Source organism: Herminiimonas sp. Marseille-P9896 (genome assembly GCF_903993245.1).
GTDB lineage: Bacteria > Pseudomonadota > Gammaproteobacteria > Burkholderiales > Burkholderiaceae_D > Oxalicibacterium > Oxalicibacterium contaminans.
In genome coordinates this window covers 299,125-311,255 of the sequence record NZ_CAJEVT010000003.1, presented here as the reverse complement: position 1 = coordinate 311,255, position 12,131 = coordinate 299,125, and the positions used below count along the sequence as shown (strand labels likewise).

At 53.4% G+C, this 12,131-nt stretch carries 9 protein-coding genes; all 9 read right to left on the bottom strand.

Annotated features, from left to right (window positions below; genetic code table 11):
• Positions 1–3 precede the first annotated feature (3 nt).
• A complete protein-coding gene (locus H7U06_RS11840; protein ID WP_175626363.1) occupies positions 4–510 on the bottom strand; it encodes a sigma-70 family RNA polymerase sigma factor in 507 nt (168 codons plus the stop codon).
• 217 nt (positions 511–727) lie between these two features.
• The gene (gene typA / locus H7U06_RS11835; protein WP_175626362.1) at positions 728–2,566 is read right to left on the bottom strand and encodes a translational GTPase TypA; all 1,839 of its coding nucleotides are present in this window, start codon (positions 2,564–2,566) and stop codon (positions 728–730) included.
• Positions 2,567–2,751: 185 nt separating this feature from the next.
• Positions 2,752–3,696, bottom strand: coding sequence for a tRNA pseudouridine(55) synthase TruB (truB, locus tag H7U06_RS11830; protein WP_175626361.1), 945 nt, complete (start codon positions 3,694–3,696; stop codon positions 2,752–2,754).
• Between the two features lie 124 nt (positions 3,697–3,820).
• On the bottom strand, positions 3,821–4,207 hold the full coding sequence (rbfA, locus tag H7U06_RS11825; RefSeq protein ID WP_175626360.1) for a 30S ribosome-binding factor RbfA: 387 nt from the start codon (positions 4,205–4,207) through the stop codon (positions 3,821–3,823).
• A gap of 117 nt (positions 4,208–4,324) precedes the next feature.
• Entirely contained in the window at positions 4,325–7,141 is a 2,817-nt protein-coding gene (infB, locus tag H7U06_RS11820) for a translation initiation factor IF-2 (RefSeq protein WP_175626359.1), read from the bottom strand.
• 50 nt (positions 7,142–7,191) lie between these two features.
• On the bottom strand, positions 7,192–8,751 hold the full coding sequence (gene nusA / locus H7U06_RS11815) for a transcription termination factor NusA (RefSeq protein ID WP_175626358.1): 1,560 nt from the start codon (positions 8,749–8,751) through the stop codon (positions 7,192–7,194).
• Complete coding sequence (rimP, locus tag H7U06_RS11810; protein ID WP_124575364.1) at positions 8,748–9,233, bottom strand: ribosome maturation factor RimP; 486 nt, start codon at positions 9,231–9,233, stop codon at positions 8,748–8,750. The genes nusA and rimP overlap by 4 nt, the downstream gene beginning before the upstream one ends.
• Positions 9,234–9,535: 302 nt before the next feature.
• Positions 9,536–11,146: a 23S rRNA pseudouridine(2605) synthase RluB gene (gene rluB / locus H7U06_RS11805; RefSeq protein ID WP_175626357.1), complete on the bottom strand. Its 1,611-nt coding sequence runs from the start codon at positions 11,144–11,146 to the stop codon at positions 9,536–9,538.
• Positions 11,124–12,083: an SMC-Scp complex subunit ScpB gene (scpB, locus tag H7U06_RS11800; protein WP_175626356.1), complete on the bottom strand. Its 960-nt coding sequence runs from the start codon at positions 12,081–12,083 to the stop codon at positions 11,124–11,126. Before scpB ends, rluB begins: the two co-directional genes overlap by 23 nt.
• Positions 12,084–12,131 lie beyond the last annotated feature (48 nt).

The following is a 12,131-nucleotide window of genomic DNA, read 5'->3' as shown; positions in this document are numbered from 1 at the left end:
GCGTCAGGCCGCCAGCGCAAACAGGCACTGACGGTTGGCCAGCGACAGATATTGTTTGACCGAGCTGGCCGAGACTTGCAAACGTTCAGCAATCTGCGCGTAACTCAGCCCTTCCAGATGCGCCAGCAAGAAGGCTTCCCTGACCCTGGATGCCAAACCATCGAGCGCATCGTCTATCTGCTTGACTGCCTCCAGCGCCAGCAACTGTGTTTCTGGTGAAGGCAGCGACTCTTCCGGCATCGCAGCCAGTGCCTGCAAATAGCTATCTTCCAGCAACTGGCGACGATGGCGATGTGTCATCAGGCGACGCGCGATAGTAGTCAGGAAAGGACGTGGTTCACGGATGTCAGCAGCGGTGCCGGTCGTAATCACACTGACGAAAGTATCCTGCGCCAGGTCGGCGGCAGCAAAGGAATCCCCCAGCTTGCGACGCAACCAGCCCTGCAGCCATCCGTGATGATCGCTGTAGAGGACTTCAATAGTCGGCACAGGGTTATCGGCTGTTGACATGAGGTGAGCAGCTGCGAAGCACTCCAAATATAAATGGGAATTATTCTCAATTATATTTGAACGATCGAAGTTGTTGCAAGCATCCTGGTAATTTATGGAATCCATACAACAAAGCCCTCACCCGCCTTGCGAATGACAGGCGAAAAAAAACCGCTGATCCAGGGAATCAGCGGTTTTTTTCGGGCAGCGCTTCGATGACGAAACGCGTACTCAGTTATTACGCAGCGTCACGGCCTGCTTTTTTACGCTCGTGCTCTTTCAGGAAGCGTTTGCGCAGACGGATGCTCTTCGGTGTGACTTCAACCAATTCGTCGTCGTCGATGAACTCAACAGCGTATTCGAGCGACATTTCGATAGGTGGTACCAGGCGCACCGCTTCATCTGTACCGGACGAACGAACGTTGGTCAGTTGCTTACCTTTGATCGGATTGACGACCAGATCGTTATCACGCGAGTGGATACCGATGATCATGCCTTCGTAGACCGGATCGTTGTGGTTCACGAACATACGGCCGCGATCTTGCAGTTTCCAGATTGCGTATGCAACTGCTGCGCCGTCATCTTGCGAGATCAGCACGCCGTTGCGACGGCCGCCCAGGTCACCCTTGGAAGCGTCAACTGGTGCGTAGTCATCAAACACGTGGCTCATCAAGCCGGTACCGCGTGTCAATGTCATGAATTCGCCCTGGAAGCCGATCAGGCCACGTGCAGGAATATGGTATTCCAGACGTACACGACCTTTGCCGTCCGGTTCCATGTTTTGCAGGTCACCACGACGACGACCGAGTTCTTCCATCACACCACCTTGATGGGTTTCTTCGACGTCAACGGTCAGGTTTTCATATGGCTCGTGACGTACACCGTCTACCATTTTGAAAACTACGCGTGGACGCGATACTGCCAGCTCGAAGCCTTCGCGACGCATGTTTTCGATCAGGATGGTGAGGTGCAATTCACCGCGACCCGACACTTCGTAGGTCGAATCATCAGTTTCAGATTGCACGACGCGCAGCGCCATGTTGGCTTTCAATTCTTTTTCCAGGCGATCGCGGATTTGACGTGTGGTCACGAATTTACCTTCGCGGCCAGCCAATGGCGAGCTGTTAACCATGAAGTTCATGGTCAGGGTTGGTTCGTCGACCTTCAACATAGGCAAGCCAACCGGGTTGTCTTGCGACGAGATGGTGGAACCGATGCCGATTTCTTCGATACCGTTGATCAGGACGATGTCGCCTGCCAGTGCTTCGTCTACCAGTACGCGATCCAGACCTTTGAAAGTCAGAACCTGGTTGATACGTGCTTTGGTTGGTTTGTCTTCAGGACCGTTCATCCAGACTACGTCTTGACCGCCTTTGATACGACCAGCCAGGATACGGCCAACGCCGATTTTACCGACGTAGGACGAGTATTCGAGCGAGGTGATTTGCAGTTGCAGAGGTGCATCAGGATCATCTTCACGCGCTGGAACGTGTTCCAGGATCGCGTCGAACAATGGTTCCATGTCGCCACCGCGTACGTCCGGGGTCAGGCCAGCATAGCCGTTCAGGCCGGATGCATAAACGATAGGGAAATCGAGTTGTTCTTCGGTTGCGCCCAGTTTGTCGAACAATTCGAAAGTTGCGTTGATCGCCCATTCAGCGCGTGCGCCCGGACGGTCAATTTTGTTCAACACAACGATAGGTTTCAGGCCGAGTGCCAGTGCTTTACGCGTAACGAAACGCGTTTGTGGCATCGGGCCTTCTTGTGCATCCACCAGCAACAACACACTGTCTACCATCGACAAAACACGTTCCACTTCACCACCGAAGTCGGCGTGGCCTGGGGTATCAACGATGTTGATGTGTGTGCCTTTGTACTCAACCGCGCAGTTCTTCGACAGAATCGTGATACCACGTTCTTTTTCGATGTCGTTCGAGTCCATCACGCGTGCATCAACCTGCTGGTTGTCACGGAAAGTGCCTGACTGACGCAATAATTGGTCAACAAGCGTGGTTTTGCCGTGATCAACGTGGGCGATGATGGCAATGTTACGAATAGCGCGTTTTGAGTTTGACATAGTCGTTTTTTACGGTTGGGTGGTGCTGAATTTGGAAAGCCGCAGATTATAGCACAGCAAGCCCCGTTCGATTCCTGGAAACCCTTGATATTTCAATGGCTTGCTGCGTTTTATGTGACAGATTAATGACGCTGCCACGTTAAGAAAATAGAAACAGATCGCCCGGAATCGGCTGAAAATCCGCGTCAGGCCGGGACGTTTTGATTGGTAGAGATCAATCTTTCTGGTGCCAAAATGCTGTATTCCTGCAACAAGCCGGTGCCGAGCAAGGCCTTATCCGCGTCACGATAGACCCGTACCCGTCCCTCCTGTTCCGGGACAACAACATTTTCCTTACCCAGCGCCAGACGCTGGCCATGCAGGAAACGGCGGGCCAATTCTTCCGACAGATACAGCGCAGGGAAAGATGTCAGCAAGGCATCAACCGGAGCCAGCAATGCGCTACGCGCGCCTTCTTCGGTTGCGATCAGTTGTTCTATCGTTATTGCTCTATCGATAAATAAATCGCCTACCTGTACGCGTCGCAAGGCATTCAAATGCGCACCACAACCGAGTGCTGCACCGATGTCCTCACCCAGTGCGCGGATGTAAGTGCCTTTGCTGCACTGTACGCGCAAGGTCAGGAACGGTGCCTGGTAAGTTACGAATTCCAGCAAATGAATGGTCACCGGACGCGCTTCACGTTCCAGCGTAATCCCGGCGCGCGCATATTCGTACAAAGGCTTGCCGTCGCGTTTGAGCGCAGAGTACATAGGCGGCACTTGCATGATGTCGCCACGGAATTGCGCCAGCACCGCGTCAATTTGTTCACGCGTGATATCAACCGGTTTGGTTTCGAGTACTTCACCTTCGGTGTCACCGGTATTAGTGGTGATGCCGAGATGGACTACGGTTTCGTAAGTCTTGTCGGCATCCAGCAAGTCTTGCGCAAACTTGGTGGCCTCGCCAAAACACAAAGGCAACAGTCCAGTTGCAAACGGATCCAGCGTACCGGTATGCCCTGCTTTCAGCGCGCTCAACAGCCATTTCGCCTTGATCAATGCATCATTGCTGGAGACACCAACTTGTTTATCGAGCAGCAGTACGCCGTGAACCGGCACACGCTTTTTCTTGATGTGATTTGTCGCCATGATGGATCAGCAGGTATGCGTTTAGCTAAGTCAGGGCCGCTACAGGCATCGCGCCGGAACAGACCACAGAATATGAAAAGAGAGACTGCCCTATGCATGTACACGGACAGTCAGGAGCAGAAGATCAGTCTTCCGCATCCTTGGCACGGCTGGCATTGGCTTCATCGATCAGCTTGGACATTTCTATCCCGCGTGAAGTCGAGGTATCGTGCACGAAATGCAGTTCCGGCAAAGTATGTATGGTCAGGCGACGACCGAGCTGGCCACGGATGAAACCGGAGGCGGCAGTCAAACCCGACACCGTGTTCTTGATGTCATCCTTCTTGTCGCTCAGCATGGTGAAGAACACTTTTGCATGGGCGTAATCCGGTGTGACCTGAACTTCGGTAATCGTGACCATCCCTACGCGCGGGTCTTTCAACTCGAACGCGATGATTTCAGACAGATCGCGCTGGATCTGGTCTGCGACGCGCAAGCCGCGTCCGGGAATGGATTTACTGTGTTTGGCCATAAACTATTCTAACGATAAAACGGTGCTGCAAAAATAATTTCGCATCGGCTAGCAACTAAGCCGGCCGATGCGATCAAGTGATACATGGAAGGGAAATATCCCTTCCCGGCAGGTACTTTACAGTGTACGCGCGATTTCCTGGACTTCGAAGACTTCGAGTTGATCGCCTTCTTTGATGTCGTTGAAGTTTTTCAGGGTCAGACCGCATTCGAAGCCAGCTTTGACTTCTTTTGCATCGTCCTTGAAGCGTTTCAACGAATCCAGTTCGCCTGTCCACACGACGACGTTGTCGCGCAGCAAGCGTACCGACGAACCGCGTCGTACCAGGCCTTCGAGTACGTAGCAACCGGCAATCGCGCCGACTTTGCTGACCAGGATAACCTGACGAATCTCGACCAGACCCAGGGACTGTTCGCGCTTCTCTGGCGCCAGCATGCCCGACATCGCCGCTTTGATTTCGTCTACTGCATCGTAAATGATGTTGTAGTAACGAATGTCAACGCCGTTGGCTTCTGCCAGTTTGCGTGCTTGTGCATCTGCACGAGTATTAAAGCCGATGATGACCGCTTTCGAGGCAACCGCGAGGTTGACGTCGGATTCGGAAATACCACCCACCGCTGCATGCACAACCTGCACACGCACTTCGCTGGTCGACAGTTTCTGCAAGGAACCAACCAGTGCTTCCTGCGAACCTTGTACGTCGGTTTTGATAATCATAGGCAGGTTTTTGACTTCGCCTTCGCCCATGTTCTCGAACATGTTTTCCAGTTTCGCTGCCTGCTGTTTCGCCAGTTTCACGTCGCGGAATTTACCTTGACGGAACAGACCGATTTCACGCGCTTTGCGTTCGTCAGCCATGACCATGACTTCTTCACCGGCGTTCGGTACTTCGGTCAGACCCTGGATCTCTACAGGAATCGAAGGACCTGCTTCGGTAATGCTCTTGCCGTTTTCATCCAGCATCGCACGAACGCGACCGTAGGCCGAACCTGCCAGCACGACATCGCCGCGCTTGAGGGTACCGGACTGCACCAGGATGGTAGCGACCGGACCGCGACCTTTATCGAGTTTGGCTTCAACCACCAGACCACGTGCAGGTGCATCTACCGGTGCTGTCAATTCCAGCACTTCAGCTTGCAGCAATACTTGTTCGAGCAAGGCGTCTATGCCCTGGCCGGTTTTTGCCGAGACAGGAACGAAAGGCGAATCGCCACCGTATTCTTCCGGCACAACTTGTTCTGCGATCAGCTCTTGCGTAACACGATCTGCATTGGCAGCCGGTTTATCAATTTTGTTGATAGCAACCACCAAAGGCACGCCCGCTGCTTTCGCATGTGCAATCGCTTCCTTGGTTTGCGGCATCACGCCGTCGTCCGCTGCTACCACCAGAATCACGATATCGGTTGCTTTCGCACCGCGTGCACGCATTGCCGTAAATGCTTCATGGCCCGGTGTATCGAGGAAGGTAATCATGCCGCGCGGTGTTTCCACGTGGTATGCACCGATGTGCTGGGTAATGCCGCCCGCTTCGCCGGATGCAACCTTGGCGCGACGGATGTAATCCAGCAACGATGTTTTACCGTGATCGACGTGACCCATAACGGTCACAACCGGGGCGCGTGGCAAGGCTTCGGCATTCACCTGTTCAGCACCTTGTTCCAGCAATGCTTCCGGATCATCCAGCTTGGCAGCGTGCGCCGTGTGGCCCATTTCTTCGACCAGAATCATTGCTGTTTCCTGATCGAGAACCTGGTTGATGGTGCACATCTGACCGAGTTTCATCAAATGCTTGATGACTTCGGATGCCTTGACCGACATTTTGTGCGCGAGTTCGGCAACGGTAATCGTTTCCGGTACGTGCACGTCTTTTACGATCGCTTCGGTTGGAGCCTGGAAATTGCTTTCGCGCTCTTCGTGATGCGAAGGACGGCGACCTTTAGGGCCTGCACGCCAGCCATCACGGCCACCCGCTGTATTGCCACGGGTTTTGATACCAGCACCGCGTTTTTTCGCGTCATCTTGCCAGGTGGACGAGACATTCGCCGATTTGATCGACTTCTTGTCTGCCGCTACCGCTGGTTTTTTCTCGTCTTTTTTCTCACCGGCTTTTTTATCAGCAGGTTTGTGCAAAGTACCTTCAGCAGGTTTCGCTGCGGCCGGTGCTGCAGGCTCAGGCGCTTTGATGGCGCGACGTGGCGCATTCATCATGGCTTTGATCTGCGCTACTTCATCGGCCACTGCTTTACGCGCAGCTTCGGTCGCTACGGCTTTTTCGTTCGCTTCCTTGGCTGCATCTTTTGCTGCCTGTGCTGCTTTCTTTTTGCTCTCTTCAGCCGCGACGCGTTTTTTCTCTTCCTGTGCCGATTCGTCCGCTTTCGCTTCTACCGGCGGTTTGGCTGCGTCTGCCTTGCGTGCTTCTGCTTCAGCTTGTTCAGCTTGTTTCAACGCTTGCGCCTGAGCTTCTTTTTCCGCTTCCAGCTTGGCCAGGCGCTCTTGTTTTTCGCGCAGGTCAGCTTCCTGACGTGCAATCAGCTCCGCCTGACGACGTGCTTCTTCAGCACGACGTTCAACTTCAGCTTCATCGATGACAGGTGCAGCGGCTTTAACTGGCGCTTCTTCAGGCGTGGATTCGTCACGTTTTACGAAAGTCCGTTTTTTACGCACTTCGACCTGGATCGTGCGCGATTTGCCGGTGGCATCCGCTTGCTTGATTTCAGTCGTTTCTTTACGGGTCAGTGTGATTTTTTTCTTCTCACCGTCTGGTGCAACACCATGCGCGCGGCGCAGGTGATCAAGGAGTTTGTCCTTGTCGGCCTTGGATAATTCGTCGGACGTTGAGCTTTTCTCGACGCCAGCATCCCGCAGTTGCGTGAGCAATACGTCTGCTGGCATCTTCAGCTCGGTGGCAAATTGGGCTACATTGTTACTCGCCATTCAGTCCTCTTTTCTATGTAACGCGTTAGATGAAATTCAAGCTTCGGGGATTACTTCGCTTCCGCGAGGCTCCATACCTTGGCTTGCAGCGCCTTGGCGTGGTCATCGTATTTAGCATCGATGAGCTTCATCTCTTCGTCAGTTACATCTTTAAATTCATCTTCAATCAGTTGACGCGCACGGTCTGTCGGTAATGCCAGAATCGCGCCAAATTCGTCATAGGCCAGGGCCGAGAATGCTGCCAGCGTTTTGACACCAGCCAAACCAAGTTTGCCTGCCATCACGCGATCCATACCTTCCAGATTCGCCAGCGCATCTTCCATGCCTTCCAGACCTTCTTCGGAAGCAATCGCTTCTGTTACCAGTGCATCACGTGCGCGGTTGCGCAGTTCGTTGACGGTATCTTCGTCGAACGATTCGATGTCCAGCATTTCGCTGATAGGTACGTAAGCAATTTCTTCCAGGCTCGCAAAACCTTCATCCACCAGGATGTCAGCAACTTCCTGATCAACGTCCAGTTTTTCCATGAACAGCGCACGGATCGCAGCTGTTTCCAGTTGCGATTTATCAGCCGATTCTTCCGCAGTCATGATGTTGATTTGCCAGCCGGTCAATTCCGAAGCCAGGCGTACGTTTTGACCGCCGCGACCGATAGCGATCGCCAGGTTTTCTTCGTCGACCACGACGTCCATTGCGTGCTTTTCTTCATCCACAACGATGGACGAAACGTTGGCCGGAGCCAGCGCACCAATGACGAACTGCGCCGGATCTTCCGACCACAAGACGATATCTACACGTTCGCCGCCGAGTTCACCGGTGACAGCCTGAACGCGGGAACCGCGCATACCAACGCAGGTACCGATAGGGTCGATACGCTTGTCATTGGTGAATACTGCAATCTTGGCGCGTACACCTGCATCACGTGCAGCCGATTTGATTTCCAGCAGACCTTGTTCGATTTCCGGAACTTCCAGTTCGAACAATTTCATGATGAATTCCGGCGCGGTGCGCGACAGGATGACTTGCGGGCCACGTGCATTGCGATCTATGCGCAGGATGTAGGCACGGACGCGATCACCGATACGCAGGTTCTCTTTAGGAATCGTTTGGTCACGTGGCAGACGTGCTTCGATACGACCGGATTCAACGATCGCGTCGCCGCGTTCCATACGCTTGATGGTGCCGGTAACCAGCGAATCACCACGCTCCAGGAAGTCTGCCAGGATTTGTTCGCGCTCTGCATCACGGATGCGTTGCAATACCACTTGTTTGGTATCTTGCGCGAAACGACGACCGAATTCGACCGATTCAATCGGCTCTTCAATATAGTCATCCACTTCGATATCGCCGATTTGTTCTTTGGCTTCGAAATGCAGGATTTCCTGATCAGGCAATTGCAGACCCGCTTCATCAGGCACGACGTGCCAGCGACGGAAGGATTCGAATTCGCCGCTTTCGCGATCGATGGATACACGGATGTCGACATCGCCTTCATAGCGCTTCTTGGTCGCTTGCGCGAGCGCGTGTTCCAAGGCTCCGAAAACGATATCCTTATCGACGTTTTTTTCGCGCGCTAGCGCATCAACCAACAATAAAATTTCGCGACTCATGCTTTGCGACTCCTAAAATTCACTTGTGGCACTAAATGTGCCTTGTCTACATCAGCGAGCGTAAATTCGAGCTTCGCCGGCCCATCGTTTCCTTCAAATTCCAACGCGAGTGTCTCGCCTACCGGTTCCTGCAAAATGCCCTGGAACGATTTGCGATTCGCCGCATTCGGCATCGGCATGCGCAATTTGACGAGTGCTTCAGCACCGGCAAAACGCACATAATCCGACAACTTCTTCAGCGGCCTGTCGAGACCGGGTGACGACACTTCCAGGCGCTCATAATTGGCGTTTTCAACCGTCAATACATGCAACAACTGGTGCGTTACCTTTTCGCAGTCCTCTACCGTGATCGAACCTTTATCCGCATCTTCCGGAGTAAAGTCGATAAACACGCGCACCAGACCGCGGGCTGCCTGTTCAAAATTGACCAGTTCATAGCCCATGCCAACCACGGTTTTTTCAATGAGTGCCGACAACTGCAAAAGAATTCTCCGAATAACGTCAATCACGACCAGGTCGAAATTGAATACAACAATGCAAACTGTTTAACAAAAAAAAAATGGGCATCTGCCCATCTTTTTTATCATTCTGACCACCGAATTCAATGCCAAAAACATAATTTTTTGGCTGGCGACCTTCGTTAACTGCCGAATTATAGTCGATTAGCTGGTGCACCGCAATGTTGGAATCCCCGCGGCGCCCCATCGGACAGCTAACAAATCAGTCTTTTTTAAATCCGGCTCGTCAAACGACGTGCCATGGAACGAGACAAAAAGTAAATTAATTACACTTTGGAGCGACGACGCTGGCCGCCTTGCGGGCCATTGCCACCACGGCCGGGACCGTTACCACCGCCCGGACCACGATGCGGTCCGTTGCTACGACGCGGCTGGCCCATGCCTGGAAAACCCAACGATGTTTGCAATGGATCTGGCTGGCGGCTACGTTGCTGCCCCTGGCGGTTAGGCTTGCCTGGATTTTGTCCTTGTGTACGGCCCTGCCCTGCGTTCTGTCCGGCACCCTGCCACTGACCTGGGCCACGTGCCTGACCGAGTCCAGCTTCGTTGCGCGGCGCACGGTTACCGTTTACGCGCTCACCGCTATTGCCGGAGCGCCCTTTATTGGATGAGCCTGCTTCACCTGCATTCTTGTCAAGACCACTGAGTGCAAGCAAACCGCGCACTGCGTGTTCTTCCATTTCTTCCCAGCGACCGCGCTTGAGGTTTTTCGGCAAGGTCAGCAAACCATAGCGAGTGCGGATCAGACGCGATACGGTCAGGCCGATCGCTTCAAACATACGACGCACTTCGCGGTTACGACCTTCACCGATGGTCACGCGGTACCATTTATTGACGCCTTCACCACCGCCGTCAGCGATTTTGGAGAATTGCGCCATGCCGTCTTCCAGCTCAACGCCAGCCAGCAATTTCTGACGCATTCCTTCTTCCAGCTCACCCAGCGTACGCACTGCGTATTCACGATCGATGCCGTAACGTGGATGCATCAGGCGGTTCGCCAGATCACCGGAAGTAGTAAACAGCAGCAAACCTTCGGTATTAAAATCGAGACGACCAACGGCCAGCCATTTTGCCGCCTTCATCGAAGGCAGACGATCAAATACGGATGGGCGACCTTCCGGATCGTTCATGCTGACGATTTCACCGGCAGGCTTGTGATACACCAGTACGCGCGGCGGTTTCTTGCTTACTTTGCGCTGGATCAGCTTGCCATTAATACGCACCTGGTCGGTCGGCAAGATACGCTGACCGATATGGGCAGGCTCGCCATTGACCGAAACACGACCGGCAATAATCAATTCTTCCATGTCACGACGCGAACCGAGACCGGCTTCCGCCAGTACTTTATGCAATTTCGGTGCATCGTCATCCGCGGTCAAATCGCGGCGTACGGTTTTTTGTTCATGGCGACGTTTGCCACCAGCACTGTCTTCCGACGCCAGCGAGTCAAAATCATCCGAAGTAACAAAGGAAAATACGTCGTCGGCATTATCTGCCTTGCCATGTGGCTTGCCGCCACGTTGTGCGCCAGCGGACTTGCCGCGACCTTGCTGCTTGGCACCACCTTTTGCACCATGTGGGCGCTCGCCGCGGCGATTAGCAGGACGTTCTTTACGCGCCTCATCAGAAACTGGCGCTGCGCCTTGCTCTGCATTTTGTGCAACTTCGACGCCATCTGCTTTTACGCCTGTTGACTCATTGGTTTCACGCGGCGTATTACGGGCGCGACGCAATGTACGCGGGCCGCGCAAACCACGTTTTACGGGTTTCGTACCACTGCCTTCTGCCGCAGCAGGAGCCTGCTCACCGGCATGCTCAGATGGAGACGCATAATGACCAGATGCATCAGAAGTATTATTTTTCGTTGGGCGATTCATTATTCAATTCTTGGTTGTGCTCACTCGGGTCGTCAACGACCGTCAAGTCAGGCGCTGCTGCGTCGGTAGGAATAGCTGCTTCGGATTCCGAAGGATTCAATTCTGTTGGTTCTGTTACCGCTTCCTCAGCGCCTTCTGCCTGCTCTGCGGCGACAGTTTCGACTTCTTCAGCATCGGTTACTTCAGCTTCGACTGTTTCAGTAGCAACTGATTCAATCTCTGCTGTATCTATATCAGCCTCAGCCACGACCTCGGTCGCGACGGCTTCCGCTGTCACTTCTGTAGCGACTTCAGCGTTGGCGGCATCAGCACCAGCGAAATCGATCGCGGTCTGATCCAGATGTTCTTGCAATTCTGCTTCCAGCCCTTGCATCTCGAGCAAGGCACTGCCCTGCATATCGCCCTTCTCTACTTGCTGCAGAGGCGGCAATTGATCCAGCGAAGTCAGGCCGAGATCATCAAGGAAATGTTTAGTGGTTGCAAACAAGGCCGGGCGACCAGGTACGTCGCGATGACCGATGGACTCTATCCAGCCACGGTCTTCCAGCATCTTGATGGTTTGCGAATTGACCGTGACACCACGGATTTCTTCAATATCGCCGCGCGTAACCGGCTGGCGATAAGTAATGATGGCCAACGTCTCCAGCGTCGCACGCGAATACTTCGGCGGCTTTTCAGGATTCAGACGCTCCAGATAGATCTTCATCTCCGGACGGCTCTGGAAGCGCCAGCCGGTCGACAGACTGACTACTTCGATGCCCTTGTCTATCCAGTCGTCACGCAACTCTTCAAGCATTTGCTTGATTTCATCTGTGCCTATCTGTCCGTCAGTCTCGCCCGTTTCGACAAAAAGCTTCTTCATGTCGTTTATGGACAGGGGCTCGTGAGCGCAAAGTAGCGCTGTTTCGAGGACCTTCTTCGCCTCAGCAATATTCATTTACGATATTTACGACTGTTTAGTTGCAATGTGCAGAAATTATATTCA